Annotated in this window: 15 protein-coding genes; 10 read left to right on the plus strand and 5 right to left on the minus strand. The window is 46.1% G+C overall.

The window, feature by feature from the left end; genetic code table 11:
• Window positions 1-108: 108 nt before the first annotated feature.
• Window positions 109-1,503: a L,D-transpeptidase gene (locus tag AC787_RS07315; RefSeq protein WP_054024176.1), complete on the plus strand. Its 1,395-nt coding sequence runs from the start codon at window positions 109-111 to the stop codon at window positions 1,501-1,503.
• Window positions 1,504-1,508: 5 nt separating this feature from the next.
• Here AC787_RS07315 and AC787_RS34355 read toward each other — a convergent pair whose 3' ends face one another.
• Window positions 1,509-1,649, minus strand: a complete 141-nt coding sequence (locus tag AC787_RS34355) for a hypothetical protein (RefSeq protein WP_162531870.1) — start codon at window positions 1,647-1,649, stop codon at window positions 1,509-1,511.
• A 174-nt stretch (window positions 1,650-1,823) separates the two neighbouring features.
• On the opposite strand from AC787_RS34355, the gene AC787_RS07320 reads away from it, so the two are divergent.
• The 3 genes from AC787_RS07320 to AC787_RS07330 all read left to right on the plus strand — a co-directional run bounded on the left by AC787_RS07320 (window position 1,824) and on the right by AC787_RS07330 (window position 7,590).
• Window positions 1,824-2,921 (plus strand): quinone-dependent dihydroorotate dehydrogenase, encoded by a 1,098-nt coding sequence (locus tag AC787_RS07320; RefSeq protein WP_200930703.1) that lies wholly within the window; start codon window positions 1,824-1,826, stop codon window positions 2,919-2,921.
• 17 nt (window positions 2,922-2,938) lie between these two features.
• On the plus strand, window positions 2,939-3,742 hold the full coding sequence (locus AC787_RS07325; RefSeq protein ID WP_054024177.1) for a GTP pyrophosphokinase family protein: 804 nt from the start codon (window positions 2,939-2,941) through the stop codon (window positions 3,740-3,742).
• Window positions 3,743-3,981: 239 nt separating this feature from the next.
• Window positions 3,982-7,590, plus strand: a complete 3,609-nt coding sequence (locus tag AC787_RS07330) for a LamG-like jellyroll fold domain-containing protein (RefSeq protein ID WP_054024178.1) — start codon at window positions 3,982-3,984, stop codon at window positions 7,588-7,590.
• A 118-nt stretch (window positions 7,591-7,708) separates the two neighbouring features.
• On the opposite strand, the gene AC787_RS07335 is transcribed toward AC787_RS07330, so the two are convergent.
• Window positions 7,709-8,245, minus strand: a complete 537-nt coding sequence (locus tag AC787_RS07335) for a PCYCGC motif-containing (lipo)protein (protein WP_054024179.1) — start codon at window positions 8,243-8,245, stop codon at window positions 7,709-7,711.
• Window positions 8,242-8,757 (minus strand): thioredoxin family protein, encoded by a 516-nt coding sequence (locus tag AC787_RS07340; protein WP_054024180.1) that lies wholly within the window; start codon window positions 8,755-8,757, stop codon window positions 8,242-8,244. Before AC787_RS07340 ends, AC787_RS07335 begins: the two co-directional genes overlap by 4 nt.
• Window positions 8,758-8,899: 142 nt before the next feature.
• On the opposite strand from AC787_RS07340, the gene AC787_RS07345 reads away from it, so the two are divergent.
• The 3 genes from AC787_RS07345 to AC787_RS07355 all read left to right on the plus strand — a co-directional run bounded on the left by AC787_RS07345 (window position 8,900) and on the right by AC787_RS07355 (window position 12,186).
• The gene (locus AC787_RS07345; protein WP_054024181.1) at window positions 8,900-10,558 is read left to right on the plus strand and encodes an RsmF rRNA methyltransferase first C-terminal domain-containing protein; all 1,659 of its coding nucleotides are present in this window, start codon (window positions 8,900-8,902) and stop codon (window positions 10,556-10,558) included.
• Window position 10,559: 1 nt separating this feature from the next.
• Window positions 10,560-11,312: a 16S rRNA pseudouridine(516) synthase gene (locus AC787_RS07350; RefSeq protein ID WP_054024182.1), complete on the plus strand. Its 753-nt coding sequence runs from the start codon at window positions 10,560-10,562 to the stop codon at window positions 11,310-11,312.
• Between the two features lie 76 nt (window positions 11,313-11,388).
• The gene (locus AC787_RS07355; protein WP_200930704.1) at window positions 11,389-12,186 is read left to right on the plus strand and encodes a Cof-type HAD-IIB family hydrolase; all 798 of its coding nucleotides are present in this window, start codon (window positions 11,389-11,391) and stop codon (window positions 12,184-12,186) included.
• A gap of 62 nt (window positions 12,187-12,248) precedes the next feature.
• On the opposite strand, the gene AC787_RS33700 is transcribed toward AC787_RS07355, so the two are convergent.
• On the minus strand, window positions 12,249-12,341 hold the full coding sequence (locus tag AC787_RS33700; RefSeq protein ID WP_152970597.1) for a sporulation protein YjcZ: 93 nt from the start codon (window positions 12,339-12,341) through the stop codon (window positions 12,249-12,251).
• A gap of 243 nt (window positions 12,342-12,584) precedes the next feature.
• Window positions 12,585-14,453, minus strand: coding sequence for a DEAD/DEAH box helicase (locus AC787_RS07360; protein WP_054024183.1), 1,869 nt, complete (start codon window positions 14,451-14,453; stop codon window positions 12,585-12,587).
• Between the two features lie 127 nt (window positions 14,454-14,580).
• Between AC787_RS07360 and AC787_RS07365 the strand changes: the two genes are divergently transcribed.
• The 3 genes from AC787_RS07365 to AC787_RS33105 all read left to right on the plus strand — a co-directional run bounded on the left by AC787_RS07365 (window position 14,581) and on the right by AC787_RS33105 (window position 16,465).
• Entirely contained in the window at window positions 14,581-14,775 is a 195-nt protein-coding gene (locus AC787_RS07365; protein WP_054024184.1) for a YwbE family protein, read from the plus strand.
• 51 nt (window positions 14,776-14,826) lie between these two features.
• Window positions 14,827-15,129, plus strand: a complete 303-nt coding sequence (locus tag AC787_RS07370) for a hypothetical protein (protein WP_054024185.1) — start codon at window positions 14,827-14,829, stop codon at window positions 15,127-15,129.
• A 142-nt stretch (window positions 15,130-15,271) separates the two neighbouring features.
• The gene (locus tag AC787_RS33105) at window positions 15,272-16,465 is read left to right on the plus strand and encodes a GNAT family N-acetyltransferase (RefSeq protein ID WP_082360666.1); all 1,194 of its coding nucleotides are present in this window, start codon (window positions 15,272-15,274) and stop codon (window positions 16,463-16,465) included.
• Window positions 16,466-16,522 lie beyond the last annotated feature (57 nt).

The following is a 16,522-nucleotide window of genomic DNA, read 5'->3' on the forward strand; positions in this document are numbered from 1 at the left end:
AGGGGAGTTTTTTTTGTACCTATAGCATGAACAGAAATGGTAAGGGGATACAAACATACACCATGCCTGCCGATAAAGAGGGTATACCACATGTTGGGAGGATGGGGGATGGACTCTCCAGAAGATATAATTTATTTGAAGCAATTTGTAAAGCGGCACCCCGATAACCAGATGGGGTGGTATTTGTTAGGCAAGCAATACAAGCTCGCCGGCAAGGAAGGCAAAGCGAATTACTGCTTCTTGCAGGCAGGCGAGGTGTATGATGCGTTCGAGCATGAAAGTCATCCGTTATCGGAAAATCAACTGCAATTGCTTAAGGATTGGGATTTGCAGCAGAAGAAAAAAAGACGAGCGCGTAAATTAGGAGCATTAGTGCTTTTATTCCTGCTTTTTATTGTACTTGCTCCAGCAAACGGCGCAGTATTTAAGGAAAAGGCTGATCAACCTTCACCGCTAGCAGCAGTTGAGGCAACTCCCGTTGGTGTTGTGTTTATTCCGCGTAAGGAACGAAATCCGATTGGCAGCGCATGGAATAGTCTCATCGCAGCCGCTAAACTAGCGCCACTGCTTACCATCGCGGCTCGCCTTGAGGAGGATGCAGGCTGGCGCAAATGGTCGGGTAATACAAGGCTGCTCATGTCTATTGAGAAGGAAAGCGGAAGCAGTAAGCTGGATGTAACGATGTACGATCGCCTGACGTGCGAATGTGAGCCTTCTGAGGATAGTTCGGTAGCTGCAAAGTACAAGGAATGGAGCAAGCAGCAGGAGACGCACTGGACGCTTGCCAGCGGCATTTATCAATATGAGAACAAAAACAAAAAATGGCCGGAGAAGCTGGATGATCTCATAAAACCATATCCGAATAATGTTCTCTCTGGGGAACGCAGCGGTATGCGCTCGATGTTTCCGGCAGTGCTGAGAAAGCTGAAAACTGCGGAAGCACAAAAGAATCGAGCGACTAATGAACTAGAACAAGCAGCAGGCAATCAACCACAAGAGGAATTTAAGGAAAGAACGAGTCCGATAGTCGGCACAAACGGAATTTTGGACAAACAGTGGAGCCAGCCGTTAGAGGTCGTAGTGGATAAAGCGAGTTATAGACTTGCTGTTATTCAAGGGGATATTATTGTGCGCAGCTATAAGGTTGGTCTTGGGGGCGATGCGACGCCAGAGGGCAGCTTCTACATAAGTGAGAAGGTCAAAAATCCGAATGGGCGTGACGATGGCAATTTCGGAAGTCGAGGCATGACTTTATCGAATACCCTTTACGCGATTCATGGAACAGATGAACCTGGCAGTATCGGCAAGGATGAATCACTTGGCTGTATCCGTATGGGTAAAGCTGATGTGGAGGAGTTATTTGACATGGTTCCGCTAGGAACGGTTGTCAAAATAAAAAATGGGACGCTTCCGTCTAAGGTGCAGCAGCCAGCAGAACGCTTTAAGCTGGAGCCGCTCCAAAACGAAACCAATCCCTCGAAAATTTATAGATGGTTGACGTAAACCGCTTACGAAGTAAAAATTAGAAGCAACGCGACAGCTACAACGACTACACCGACGATTGAACCAATCCATACGAGTGCTTTTTTATTTATTTCATCCTTCGGTTTCGCTTTTATTGTTGCCGGTCTTCTTTTTGGTGAACTCATCGACAATCAACCTCTCTATTTCATAGTAATAAATAATATGATCTCATTGTAATCGTTTTCTAGACAAGCCGCAATACAATGGATGCTTGCACCTTGCGTGCAGGCTCTTTTCTTTTTGCTGCAAAAAAGATAAACTGTCAGGTAGAGCATACATCTAAGATCGGAGTGAGTAAGTTGATTTATTCTTCAATTTTAAAACCTATTTTTTTTCGAATGGATCCTGAGAGGGCCCATCATATTGTTATTGACGGCTTAGCTGCTGGCGGTGTAGTTCCAGGTCTGAATGGACTGATGAATGCGATGTATGGCGTAGCAAAGTCGCCTGAACTTGCTACAGAACTATTTGGCTTGCAATTCCCGCATCCGGTAGGACTTGCTGCTGGACTCGATAAGAACGGCAAAGCAGTGGACGGATTCTCAAGTGTAGGCTTCGGTTTTGCAGAAGTAGGCACAGTAACGCCAAAAGGACAAGCAGGCAATGAGCAGCCAAGATTGTTCCGCCTTCCATCTGACGAAGCGCTTATTAATCGGATGGGCTTTAACAACGACGGCACAGCGGCAATGGCAGAGAAATTGTCACGTCGCAAAATAAATAGAATTCCGATTGCGGTTAACATTGGCAAGAACAAAATGACGCCAAATGAACTCGCACATGAGGACTATCAGACATGCATACGCGATTTGTATACATATGGCGACTTTTTTGTCGTCAATATCAGCTCTCCTAACACACCTGATCTGCGCGACTTGCAGCATGGTGAAGAACTGAGAAATCTACTTAACGCCGTAAAAAAGGAAATGAACACCCAAGCGGCGAAAACAGGAGCAAAAGCAAAACCTGTCCTCGTCAAAATTGCGCCTGACATGACAGATGAACAGCTGGAGCTTACAGTAGCTACTATTATGGAAAGCGGAGTTTCAGGTATTATTGCGACTAACACAACGTTGTCACGGAAAGGCCTTCAGCATTCGAACGCTGGCGAAGCAGGCGGGCTTAGCGGCAAGCCGCTGCGCGATCGTTCAACGGAGGTCATTCGGGCGGTTTATCGCCAAACCGGGGGTAAGCTGCCGATTATTGGCTCCGGCGGCATTTTTACAGCACAAGACGCATACGATAAAATCCGCGCGGGAGCTTCTCTTGTTGAAATTTACACAGCGCTAATCTACAAAGGGCCTGGTGTACTGCGAGAACTGACAAACGGATTGAAGGAATGTTTACGCAAAGATGGCTACCGCAATATTGCCGAAGCAGTTGGTGCAGATCACGTTTAAGAACAGGAGGCGGCCGGATGGACGGTAGAGACTGGAATCTTTTTTTACAGCCTTATGAACAAGCGGTTGAAGAACTTAAAGTGAAATTTAAGACGATGCGGGTTGAACTTAAAATACGAGAAGCTTATGCGCCGATAGAATTCGTCACCGGCCGGGTTAAGCGAATTTCGAGTATTTTGGAAAAGGCCAAGCGTCTCAAGGTCCCCTCGGATCAATTGGATACGGGTATAGAGGACATTGCGGGCATTCGCATTATGTGCCAGTTTGTGGATGATATTCACCGAGTAGCTGGCCTGATTCGGACGCGGAAGGATCTTTCGCTTGTATATGAGAAGGATTATATTACGAATTTCAAAGACAGCGGCTACCGCAGTTACCATATGATTGTAAAATATCCTGTTCAAACAGCATTAGGATACAAAATCGTGTTGGCTGAAATTCAAATACGAACCTTAGCGATGAATTTCTGGGCTACAATCGAGCATTCTTTAAATTACAAGTTTAAGGAAAGCTTGCCTGAGGATGTGCGCGAACGGTTGAAAAAAGCGGCTGAAGCCGCCTCGCAGCTGGATACCGAAATGACTAGCATACGCAAAGAGATTTTGGATGCACAGACCGAATTCGAGGAACAATCCAATGTGGTCTCGAAGGTGCTTAAAGGCATTCAAGATTTGTATTTTTATAATCGGGTTCGTGAAGCTGCTCAATTTCAAATGAAATTCAACGAGAAGTTTGAAAAAGAGGACTATCATGAGCTTAATCAGCTATCGCTAGATATTCAAGCAGCAATCGGGAAAGCTAAGAAAGCAAACCAAAGCTAACACAAGTGATGTCATAAGACTGATAAAAATAGTAATTAGGATATCTTAGGCGATCGGTATGGTGAAGACGACTCTTACTCAATTATTGAGTGAGAAGTCGTCTTTTTTTTCACGAAGGGTTTAGATTACACTTTAAGCATTTACAATAAACAAACGTTAAAATGACTTCAGTTTAACAATACAACCAATCAAAACATATATAATGCACATGAAACAAGAAAATAAAAGGAGTGATTGAGTTGTTTTTTAAGTGGAGAAGAAGTTTAGCTGTTTTCATTGTAATAGCTGTTTTATGTTCCAATGTACAATGGTTCATTCGTTCAGCAAGCGCAGCTGATGCGGCGGTACAAGCACCTATAGCATCTGTGGATGGAGGACGCTATGAGGCAGCAATAGCAGTTGTATTAAGTACGAAGACCAGTGAGGCTAATATTTACTATACACTTGACGGTACGCTGCCTAATGAAAAAAGCTTAAAAGCAGACAAAAATCCTATTGCGATTGCGAAGACCACAAATCTTAGTGCTATTGCGATAAAGGATGGCGTGGCGAGCAAGCCTGTAACTTTCGGTTACATCATTAAAACAAGTGAGAAGCCGCTGCTGCAATTTGTAGCCATGTCAGACGTTCATGTTGGCTCGCGCACGACAGGCGATCCAAGATATGAAAGCTATTTCAATACGATTGCGTCTATCTTCCCAAATCCTGATGCCATTCTCGTTGTGGGCGATATGATCAACGATAACGGGGGAGACAAACCGAATGATCATCAAATGGTGCGGGAGATTTTCCAAGCCAATCTTACTAGAAAAAATATGACAAATACGAAAATGCATGTTGCAATGGGCAACCATGATGCGACAGTCGCAAAAGTAAACGAACATTATCCAGCGGAGTGGTTTACGTCACAGTCCAATGGCTATTATGAAACCCAAATCGGCGGCTATTATTTCTTTTTCTTGAACGGAAACAACTACAACTCTGACACTGGCCAACGTAATTGGCTTAAGGGCAGGCTGGCTGAAATTACAGCTGATCCGTTAAGCAAAAATAAACCGATCTTTGTAGGCATTCATCAGCCTATCACGGGTACGGTAATGGATGGACAGCAGGCATCCAATCCGAACCTCAACAGCGACCTGGCTGGATACCCGCAGGTTATTACGTTGTCCGGGCACTCCCATCTGACTAATAGTGATGAGCGTTCCATTTACCAGAAGGACTTCACCGCTTTGAATTTGGGATCGATGTCATACATAGAAGCAGAGCACGGCTACTCTGCGGTTACGAATGCAGGACTTGTCAGCCGCTTTGAATTTCCGGTATCTCAAGCTGATTTTATCGAAGTGTATGCGGACCGGATTGAAGTAGACAGAATCGCATTTAATGCGGATCCCGCTGACATTATGGATAATTGGACTCCGGTTCCCCCTTTCAACAGCGTGGGCACGATATCTGGCGAGAAATGGGTCATTGAGCTGAAAGGCAATACGAATCAAGAGATTAAGAGCAACTTCAAATACACGAGTGCGAACCGCAATAAAGTAGCACCGCAATTCCCGGCTGTTACGGATCTGAAAGTGACGGATTTGGATGGCATTCCTAAGTTGTCCTTCAACCAAGCCAAGGATGACCAGAACATGCATCATTACGAGCTGACGCTAACGAACAAGAGGACAGGTACGATAGCGAAATCGGTTAATGTTTTCTCGGACTATTTCTTCACGCCGATTCCGAATGCGATGACTATTCCTCTGGACGGGCTTGAACCGCAAACGACGTATACTGCGGTTATTTATGCGGTTGATAGCTACGGCAACAAGTCCAGCGCAATCCAGCAGACATTCCGAACGGGCGGCACGCTGCCAGAGCTTACGCCAATCGATCCTGAAACGATGTGGAAGGAACTCGTAGTCGACATGAAATTTGACGATAATTTGAACGATGATGCGAGCGGAGTGACAGGCTCGGCGGTATCGCGTGGAAGCGTAACTTACGTGCAGGGCAAATCGAGTAAAGCAGCTTATATCCAAGCAGGCAATGCGAATCATATCGATCTGGGCAACCGCAGCGACCTGAAGTTTGGCAATGGCAGCTTTACTGTTTCGTTCTGGCATATGGGTAATTTATCCGGAGATCAGACAGTTATCTCGAATAAAAACTGGAACAGCGGCAAAAACGTCGGTTGGTATATCGGACCTGCTGTAGCAAACGCGATGACGTTGAACATCGCGGACGGCACCAATAGAATGGATACTTCGGCGGGAAGCATAGGCAATGAGTGGCATTTGCTTACGGTCACCGTCGACCGAACAAACCAAGTTGGCAAAGTGTATTTCGATGGCGTGGAAAAAGCGTCCAAGGAGATGGCGGCACTTGGCACAAGCAGTGTAGATACTGCTTTTAATACGATTATTGGCGCAGATGGAAACAAAGGGAACGGCGGCGCCAACGTCACGATGGACGATTTGAAAATTTGGAAGAGGACGCTGTCTGCAACGGAGATAAAAGCGTTATCCGATTCCTACAAAATCATCCCTTATTATACGTATGAGCAGTTAAGTGTACTGATGGTTGATGCTGCAGCCTTTGAAGCTTCAAGCGACAGTGTCGTAGGCGTCACTTATTCAGCTGCAAGGCTGAGTGAGCTTCGTTCTGCCTTGAACACAGCATCGGCGGTTACACCCGTCAGCCCTGTGAGCGAAATAGATGAGGCTTATGTGAATCTTATGCTTGCTTTGGCAGCGGCCAAGGAATCTGTAACTTATCTATTTGTTCCTAAATCGACATTTTCAATCGATTCGTTCAGCTCATATGCAGATAATGAAGATGCATTTGCATTAAATATACTCGATGGTGATAAGGCGACTATTTGGCATTCCAAATGGGAGGCTCCAGCGGCAGACTTCCCGCATTGGGTCATTATTGACTCGAAGGATAGCCACAGCTTGAGCGGCGTTCAGAGAACGAGCAGAATGAATCAAACCGCTCTGGAGTTTCCGAAGGATTTTGAAGTGTACGCTTCCGATCGTTTATCTGATTTGAGTGATGAGGCGTTCCTTGCGAATGATGCTAATAAAGCGACGGGTACCTTCGGCAAAACGTGGACTGGAAGTACGTATAAAGACTTTACGCCACTTAACAAAACGATTTCCGGCAGGTATATCAAATTTGTCGTGAAGAGTACCTATAATGCAGCAGGCACCTTTACGAGCATGAGTGAAATTGATTTTACAGGCACGGTGATTGAAAAGCAGACGGAAAAGGCCAGCTTAAAAGGTGAAGCGAAAGTCACGGTCGGAGGTTCCATCACGCTTACTTACGGTCTAGAAAACGTAGCTAGCTCAGTTATGGCGGAAGATATTACGATTGAATATGATCCTTCCAAGTTAACCTTCGTTTCGGCAGAAACCATGTTTGAAAATAAATTTCTGATTCCCGAAACCAAGGATAAAGATGGACAAATAAGATTGATCGCAGTGCATTTGAACGAGGCTCAGACAAACGCGAATGGGGATTGGTTGAAGCTGACATTCCAAGCTAAGGCAGGAACGTTGGCGGGTCCAACCCAAATCACTGTGAAAAAAGCCGTATTATCCGATAGTGTGGAAGAACGAACGATAGCAGGCGATTCGCATGTTCTTGAAATTATTAATATCCCTGGTGACAATAACCACGATGAGAAGGTTAGTATCGTAGACTTGGCAATCCTAGTGAAATCATACGGTGCGAAGGAAGGCGACAGCAACTGGAATGCAGTTAAATTCGGAGATTTGAATAACGACAAGATTATTGATATTCTCGATCTGGTACTGATGGCAAAATTAATCGTTGATTGGAGCAAATAAAAACATTTTAAGCAACAGGCGCTTTTTATTGAGATAAGGGATTTTTTTAAAAAAAGAAGCTGCCCAATAGGGTCTACTCCGACCTTACTGGACAGCTTCTTCAATTTTATGTTCGAAATTAATCACTGGATTTTTTTGGCTTGTACAACTTATCTATCTCTGCACGTATTTCATCCTTGGTCTTGCCTTGCTTGCTTAAGGCGACTACTTCTTCCATCTCTTTCTTACAAATGCCGCAGCTTGTGCTGTGATTGGTCCAAGTGACAGCCCCCTCGTCTGCGGGATGTTCGGCTACGTAGCAGCGCAGAAGCGAATCATGAGGGGTTTCAACGGCTAATCCATCCGAGCAGCCGCAATAGCATGTAATACCGCTCATAATGTCAGCGTGAGCATGGACTGCCTTATAGAGCTCGCTCGTATGCGGCGTATAGTCCGAGAGGAATCCGGGAAGCTCGTCATAAGATGCGGTTGTTTGCCAAGTTTCGGAACCGTGTTGATGCTCAGCGCCTGCCTTGTCGTCATTTGCTAAGCCGCATGCGGTGAGCAAAGTAATAAAAGCGAATGCGAGCAGCAAAGCATACATGATGCTACGAATGCGGGAATTTTTTTGCTCCTCCGTGATCTGCTCAGCCGTTTGGCGCTGACGCTTCATCATTTCGTTTCAGCTCCTGAATATTTATTGAAAAACGCTCTGAAGTCTTCTATTTTATAACCAGTAGTTCCTTCTTCAGCAAGTCCGCCCTCTAGCTTGTCAATTTGAACGCCATCTTTGAAATAAGCAAGTGTAGGTGTGAACTCGACATTATATTTGTTAAAATAGCTTGGAAACTCTCTTAGGTTGAATTGCGGAAGGTCAATACCAAGCTCGTCAACCAATGGCATCAGCTGTGGCGTTGTTCTTTGGCAATGCGGACAGTCAGATGCAAAAAGGTAAACGAAAAAATCTTCCTTATCGGCAACCTTCTTGTCCAATTCAGCCGGTAATATGATATTCTGATAATTAGGATCATCAAGCAGCTTACGTGTTTCTGGGTTCAGCTCTGAGAGTTTTTTGTCATAGACGGCGTTTACCTTGCCACTGTTGTTTAATACGGTTATTAGTCCGAATAAAATAACAACGATTCCGATATACACATAAATCATTTTCAATTTCTTTTTCTTCTTCATTTAAGCAACTACCTCCGAAACAAATTTATTGAGGACAAGCTATTTGTTAGCAGCATGTCCTTACTTAAATATATTATATAACAAATCCGTACTAGTATGTAAGAGCACTGACACCGACGATATTTGGCAGGAGGAAATGAGCATGAACGGCAATTTGCCGCGTAATTTCACGGAAAAAATGGAAAAACTGCTTGGAGACGAATATGACAAATTTATGTCTTCTTATGATGCTCCAAGAGTATATGGTTTACGAATCAATCGATTAAAGCTGAATGTCGAGCAATGGAAAAAGTTATCTGCCCTGGGCGAAGAGGTGCGTGAAGTTCCTTGGGCTCCGGATGGTCTGTATTACAAAGAAGGTGAGCGACCAGGCAAACATCCGCATTATCACGCCGGACTTTATTATATTCAAGAACCGAGTGCGATGGCTCCTGTAGAATTGCTTGACGTGCTGCCTGGCCAACGTGTTCTTGATTTATGCGCGGCCCCTGGCGGCAAATCGACGCAAATTGCGGGGAAGCTTCAAGGCAGCGGAGTGCTGGTCACGAATGACAATGCTAGAGAAAGAACAAAAGCTCTAGCTAAAAATATAGAGCTTGCAGGTGTTCGTAATGCCGTCGTACTAAACGATGAGCCTGCTGCAATTGCATCTGTATTTCCTGAATGGTTCGATCGTATTCTCATCGATGCGCCATGCTCCGGCGAAGGCATGTTTCGCAAGGATGATTCAATGATAGCGGAATGGGAGAAGCACTCAATTGAGAGATGCTCCTTGATGCAACGTGATATTTTGCATCATGCGGCAGCGATGCTGGCACCGGGCGGGAGAATGGTCTATTCGACATGCACGTTCTCGCCGGAGGAGAACGAGCAACAAATTGCTCGTTTTCTAGCGGAGCATGATGATTTTTTTATTGAAGCTATTTCTCCTCGGTACGGTTGGACCGCAGGCAGAGCCGATTTAGCCGAAGAGACGGCGAAACTAGACGCTGAGCGTCTCCAATCTATTCAAGGGACAATAAGGCTATGGCCGCATTTAATCGAGGGAGAAGGCCATTATGCGGCTGTCCTAAGACGCAGCGGGGAGCGGGTGAGCAGCCCAGCAGAGTGGATAGGGGCAGCCGCTTCAGTTGAACGCCAGAGAGTTCAGTCCACTGGAGGAAGTCTAAAGCGCGAGTCAACGCTAAGCAGCGCGAAGAGACAAGAGAAGAAGCAGGATCATAGAGATGAACGTCGTGCAGGCAAACGTCAAACTAGAAATGATTGGGCTAACGCTGGATTGGAACGCCCTGCTAACAAGCGATCAGCAGGCAGTAATCGTGATGGAGCAGCGCTGAACATTACCGAGGAAGCAGCGAGTCCAATCGAGTTATGGCATCAGTATGCGGAGCAATTTGCAATAAATGCTTTAAGCTGGCAAGGGCGTGTAGTCGCTTATGGTTCACGCGTATATATACAGCCAGCAGAACTGCCGCCGCTTGATGGATTGCGCGTGGCTAGAGCAGGATGGTATGTAGGTGAAGCTGTTCGAGGTCGATTTGAACCGTCACACCCGCTTGCATTGGGTTTAATGCGAGATGAAGCAGTGCGCTCCATTAATTGGAGCTCGTCTGACGAGCAGACGATTCGATACCTCAAAGGGGAAACCTTATTTGTTAATGAATCCGAACTAACGGTGCATGATGGTGCTCCTTCAAAGGGATATATTTTGGTATGTACGGACGGTTTCCCAATCGGTTGGGGGAAATATGCCGCTGGAATGATTAAAAATGAACTGCCAGCAGGATGGAGATGGATGTAGAATGAGTAAAAGAATTCGTATTGACAAGCTGATCGCTCATATGGGACTCGGTACGCGCAGCGAAATTAAAAGAGCGGTGAAGCTGGGCATGGTTGTTGTCGATGATAAAGTGGTGAAAGACAGCGGATTAATCGTTGACCCAGATCATGCAAAGGTTTATTTTGACGGAGCACCGGTTGTATATCGGGATGTCGTTTATTTTATGCTGAATAAGCCGCAGGGCGTTATTTCAGCAACGGAGGACGGTCGTGAACGCACGGTTATCGATTTGCTCGAGCTCAGCGATCGGCAGCGAGATCCGTTTCCAGTTGGACGGCTGGATAAAGACACCGTTGGCTTGCTTTTGCTGACAAATGATGGACAGCTCGCTCACGAGCTGTTGTCCCCGCGCAAGCATGTTGCGAAAACCTACGAAGCATTGGTTCTTGGAGATGTTGGTGAAGAAGATAAACAGATTTTCTCTGTTGGCGTCACTTTAGATGACGGGTACGTTACGATGCCCGCTGATTTGCAAATCATGGATCGTGAACAACGGGATGATGAGATAATTTCAAGGATATCGCTTACGATTATGGAAGGTAAGTTTCACCAAGTGAAAAGAATGTTTGAAGCTGTCGGTAAAAAGGTCGTATACTTGAAAAGAGTGTCGATGGGGCCTCTAAAGCTGGATGAAAACCTCGAGGAGGGCTCATATCGGGAGCTGTCTGAAGAGGAGGTAGAGCTTCTGCGCTCACATAAAAGGAAGATTGATTAACTATTCATATCTATTGATTGATGTAATAAAGAGATAGAGAGAGAACTTATAAAGAGAGTGGAATAGGAGTGGAGATATGAGCTTGAATTATGACTTAATTGCATTAGATGTAGATGGTACGCTGCTTACAGATGATCATGTGCTGACGGAAGCTATTCGAGAGTCGGTACATGAGGCTGCCAATCGCGGGGCTCAAATCGTGTTATGTACAGGGCGAGGACCATCTGGAGCACTTCCGGTGCTGAAGGAGCTCGGACTAGGCGGGACGATTATTACCCACAATGGCGCAGCAACGATCAATGCAGATGACCGTTCAGTTGTTCACCAATTCGATATGGTACCCGAGCATTTATTGAGCTTCATTCAATACTGTCGTGAGAACGGGATTCATTTTGATTTGAACACAGCATTCGAAATGATGGTTGAGAACATGACGCCGGAAGCAGAAGCGATGTATGGTCATTTTCAGGCTAATCCATCGATTCAGGATTTCCGACTAGGCTTGCCAAGCGGACTTGTGAAATTCACAGTATTTGGAACGAAAGATCAAATGGATGTCGTACAGACGGAATGGGCGGGATGGCCGAAGCACCTCCATTCGATTCGCAGCGGAGACTTTTTTATCGACGTTCATCATAACGAAGCCAATAAAGGAAGAGCATTGCAGCAGCTTGCAGCAATCAAAGGAATTGATCGAAGCCGAATTCTGGCAATCGGCAATTATCATAATGATATTACGATGCTGCAATTTGCGGGCATGGGTATAGCAATGGGGAATTCTCCTGAGGAAGTCAAGCTGGCAGCTAATGCAGTTGCCCTTTCGAATATGGAAGATGGCGTGGCAAAAGCACTTTACGAACACGCTTGGAGTTAAATACGGAAAAAAGCGCCAGAGCTTAGCTCAAGCGCTTTTTTTTATGGCTGCGTAGAGGCATCTTATACGATGACTGATCTGGAGATAATGACCAGAAGGATGAACAACACCAAGATGACGCCTAAAGATGAAAAACCACCGTGTACACCGGACATGCTAATTTCCCCCTATCGAAAAATTCCGAAGCCAGGCTGTTTGCTCGAGCTGTACTTTCCCGTTGTTCGGTATACCGTATAGTATGTATATTCACCCATAACGATTGGACATTTGTCTAGATAGCCCGACAATTAGGCGAATGTCAGAAGGGTTAGTTTTATGAATTGTTCTGTAAAAGAAAAGAGCGGTCTTCACAAGGATTATAATCCTGTGTTGACCGCTCTTACTTCATTCAATATCGATTAGCGATTGCGGCCGCCGCCGCCGCCGCGTGGTTTATTGAAGGAGCTTCCGCTCCGTGAGCTGCTGCGACCGCCAGCTGGCGAACTACTGCGTCCACCAGGTGAAGATTTGCCGCGTTTACCGCTTCCGCGGCCATTCTCGTGCTCATTTAGTGTTTTAATTTTGAAATCGCTACGTGCTGCTTCCCAAGGGCTATCGACCTTGGAAGAGCCACGGCCCGCGACATGCTCTGCAACGCGTGGGGTACCAAAACCCCCATTGCGACTTGCGCCGCCACGAGCTGAGTTGCCGCGAGTCTCGGAGCGTTCGCCACCGCGAGCTGAGCTGCCACGAGTCTCGGAGCGTTCGCCACCGCGAGCTGAGCTGCCACGAGTCTCGGAACGATCGCCACCTTGAGTTGAGCTGCTGCGTCTTTGGGAGCGTTCATTACCGCGAGCGGGGCTTGCGGTGTCGAATCGCTCACCGCGCTTAGCTGGCCAGCCTGCACTTTCGCCAGCTGCTTCGGGAGCTTGCCCGCGAACCTCAGCCGTTCTGCCAGTACGTTTGCCAGAAGTAGGACGAACGGTCTCGCGTTGGCCTCTACGTCCACCTGGTTTCGCATTGCGATCTCCTTGAGCAGAACGGTCGCGACCGCCGCGACGTCCACCTTCGGATGGCTTACTGCCGGAACCGCGCGTATTGCTTTTGCCAGATGAGCTGCGTTCTCTCTCAGGTCGATCGCCAGATTGCGCGCGTACAGATGTTTCATTGCCTTCGCTGTCAAGCGCACGACGAGTAAGTTTAGCATTTATGCTTTGTTCAATAAGAATCAAATGGTTTTTGTCATAAGGTGTTGCTAGTGTAATCGCGGCGCCTTCTTGACCAGCGCGTCCTGTTCTACCGATACGGTGTATATACAGTTCACCGTCTTGTGGAACGTCGTAGTTGTAAACATGAGTTACACCTTCAACATCTAGTCCGCGAGCAGCAACATCAGTCGCTACGAGCACCTGTAGTCTAGCGTCTCTAAAGCGTTTCATTACTTGCTCGCGCTTCGCTTGCGTTAGATCGCCGTGCAGCTCATCTGACTCGATACCAATCTCTTGGAGTTCCTTGTTTAGTTTTTTCGCGCGAACCTTAGTCCGGCAAAAAATAACAGCCAAATAAGGCTGATGACGCTCAAGCAAATGCACGAGTGCCTGCTGTTTGCTTCTATCCGTCGTCTCATAGACGATTTGTGTAATGCTGTCCAGCGTTACATTTGTGCTGCGTACACGAATGTCAACAGGAGTTTTCATATAATCCGCTGCCAATTTGCGAATCGCATCAGGCATTGTAGCGGAGAACAACATCGTTTGACGAGCTTTCGGTGTTTGTGAAATAATGCTTTCTACATCAGGCAGGAAGCCCATGTGGAGCATTTGATCGGCTTCATCGAGAACGAGCATTTGCAGCTTGCCTAAGCTGACCGTTTCACGTTTCATATGATCGATTAGACGACCAGGTGTTGCAACTACGATATGGGGCGAGCGTTGCAGCTTGCGAATTTGCGCATCAACGTCTTGGCCGCCATAGGCAGCAAGCACGCTTACGCCAACAGCTGGCACAAGTTTTTTAAGCTCGCTCGTAATTTGAATCGCAAGTTCCCTTGTTGGAGTTAATATGAGAGCCTGTACTTGCTCTTTCTCTATATTAATACGTTGCAAAATAGGCAAAGCAAACGCAATCGTTTTGCCTGTGCCCGTCTGAGCTTGTGCAATAACATCCTGCCCGTTGAGCAGAAGTGGAATCGCTTGCTTTTGAACCGGTGTCGGCTCGATAATTCCATCTTGGTGTAGCAATTCGCTTAGCTTGGGGATAATACCCAAAGCGTTAAATGCGTTTGACATTAATACATTTCCTCTTTTCGTTTACATCTTTTGATGTTAAGTATAACAGCTGTCCTTATAATGTGCATCTTTACTTTGCTTATGCTATGCTAGAAGCCGACATTAGAGCAGCAGAGGAATGGTAAATATGAATGGAACAGAGCGCTCCGCGATCAAAGCGGGCCTATCGGTGGACATCGTTTTGAAGCAGGATCAACGGACTGGCAAGCTGACACGAGGTGTCGTGAAAGATATTTTGACAAATTCGCCTAAACATCCTCATGGTATTAAAGTGAGACTGAATGATGGGCAAGTAGGTAGAGTCAAGAACATACTGACTTAAAGGAACCTATACGACGAGCAAGGAATGTTCAACGTTAAGGAGCGATGTGCTGTGGCTTTTGGCATAAAAAGAAAAGAGATGCAGCAATGGAAGGAAGCCGTTGCCCGCGGAGAGATTGCTTTTCTGACGCACTACTGGCTGGATTCGAGGTTTCCAGACATGCGAACGGTAACGAAGGTAGGCTGCTCCGATATGGAGAAGCTCTCGCGTTGGTGTCTGGATAACGGCCTTAACCCTCGTTATATTCATGCTCGATCAGAGTACCCTCATTTCGATTTGCTTGGACCAATGCAGCGTGAAATATTGAAAAAGGAAAATCAGCTGGAACAGCTTGAACGATTTGATATGGTATGAGGATCAGAATCGCAATTGGCTGCTCATGAGGCGGCTTTTTTTGTTTTAAAAAGGAAAAAAATCTCGCTCATAAATGGATCATCCATTATGATAATTGTAAGTCTGGATGAGTCTACCAATTTACTGAGAGAGGGAATTGCAAATGGCTACCGAAAAAGAGCAACTTCTATGCAACTTTGGTGAATGGATAACGTTTATTACGGATTTGGCACACTACAATGAACGTTTTTGGAATCAGAGTGTAGCGCTGGGGAAATGGTCGGTTCGTGAGGTCGCAGCGCATATTTTACGTTGGGATGAGTATTTCTATGAAGAGGCGATTCTCAAGGTGCAAGCAGGCTTGCCCCTTACGGTCAAACACCTACATTATGATGAGTTTAACGAAAAAGCGAAAACATATGGCAAGTCAACTTCGATAGTGGAGTTAGTACGTGAAGCCATTAGCATACGAGAGCGGATAATTGACACGATAGCACATTTAACAGATGAGCAGTATGGAGCTGCCTATGTGGATGCGGACGGGCATGCGTTTGAAGCAGGGCAGTATTTGAAGGATTTTATATGGCATGATCGGCATCATTTAGAGCAGATTAAGAGAATGTTGCATTTTCGAATAGAGGAAATGAGCCTAAACGGTTGGCCGGCTTTGCAAACGGTTGTCTACGACGGCTGGCTGCTTCGGCTTGCAGAAGGTTATACGAAACGTTCCAATTCGATTAACCCTGTTTTTGGCCATACTCTGGGGCTTGATGCAAAAATACGCTCCTGTGAGGAGCTGTATGAATGCAAGGGTGTTCGCTCTGTTTTTAAAATTACACCCTTCATCCAGCCAACCTCACTTGATGAGGAACTGGCGTCGCGCGGTTATGAGCTTATCGACCGGACGATTGTGATGACGATCCATCTATCTGAGATTCCATCGCCCTCTCACGCAGATATTTGGCTCGAACAGGAGGCCACAGAGAGCTGGCTCGATGCCGCTATGGTGTTTAACCAATTATCGGATGAGCAGCGGTCAACTACACGTAAAATGCTAGAACAATCTCCGCTTGTGAAATGCTGTGCAATCTTACACGATAATGGAATACCGGTGGCATGCGGATATGGGGTCATCGAGGATGGCTGGATTGGGCTGTATGATATTGTTACTGATCCGAACTATCGAAATAGAGGTTTTGGAGAGCAGCTTGTTTTGCATTTGCTGCAATGGGGCAAGGAACGAGGAGCGACGGAAGGGTATTTGCTTGTCGTAAAAGATAACGCAGCGGCCAATCGGCTGTACGATAAAATCGGATATGTCCCACAATACGAATATTGGTACCGAGCAAAAAAATGATCGCCGTTTTTTGTATTTTATAATTATCTTATAGAGCCGCTTTGTCGAATGTTAAAG

It is taken from the genome of Bacillus sp. FJAT-28004, assembly GCF_001280845.1.
GTDB lineage: Bacteria > Bacillota > Bacilli > Paenibacillales > Paenibacillaceae > Pristimantibacillus.

What these genes read in the sequence shown, in the direction of transcription:
- AC787_RS07350 (WP_054024182.1), top strand. Translation starts at nt 10,560, where the DNA reads ATGAGTAAAAGAATTCGTATTGACAAGCTGATCGCTCATATGGGACTC.
- AC787_RS33105 (WP_082360666.1), top strand. Translation starts at nt 15,272, where the DNA reads ATGGCTACCGAAAAAGAGCAACTTCTATGCAACTTTGGTGAATGGATA.
- AC787_RS07365 (WP_054024184.1), top strand. Translation starts at nt 14,581, where the DNA reads ATGAATGGAACAGAGCGCTCCGCGATCAAAGCGGGCCTATCGGTGGAC.
- AC787_RS07360 (WP_054024183.1), bottom strand. Translation starts at nt 14,453, where the DNA reads ATGTCAAACGCATTTAACGCTTTGGGTATTATCCCCAAGCTAAGCGAA.
- AC787_RS07325 (WP_054024177.1), top strand. Translation starts at nt 2,939, where the DNA reads ATGGACGGTAGAGACTGGAATCTTTTTTTACAGCCTTATGAACAAGCG.
- AC787_RS07345 (WP_054024181.1), top strand. Translation starts at nt 8,900, where the DNA reads ATGAACGGCAATTTGCCGCGTAATTTCACGGAAAAAATGGAAAAACTG.
- AC787_RS34355 (WP_162531870.1), bottom strand. Translation starts at nt 1,649, where the DNA reads ATGAGTTCACCAAAAAGAAGACCGGCAACAATAAAAGCGAAACCGAAG.
- AC787_RS07340 (WP_054024180.1), bottom strand. Translation starts at nt 8,757, where the DNA reads ATGAAGAAGAAAAAGAAATTGAAAATGATTTATGTGTATATCGGAATC.
- AC787_RS07335 (WP_054024179.1), bottom strand. Translation starts at nt 8,245, where the DNA reads ATGATGAAGCGTCAGCGCCAAACGGCTGAGCAGATCACGGAGGAGCAA.
- AC787_RS07355 (WP_200930704.1), top strand. Translation starts at nt 11,389, where the DNA reads ATGAGCTTGAATTATGACTTAATTGCATTAGATGTAGATGGTACGCTG.
- AC787_RS33700 (WP_152970597.1), bottom strand. Translation starts at nt 12,341, where the DNA reads ATGTCCGGTGTACACGGTGGTTTTTCATCTTTAGGCGTCATCTTGGTG.
- AC787_RS07315 (WP_054024176.1), top strand. Translation starts at nt 109, where the DNA reads ATGGACTCTCCAGAAGATATAATTTATTTGAAGCAATTTGTAAAGCGG.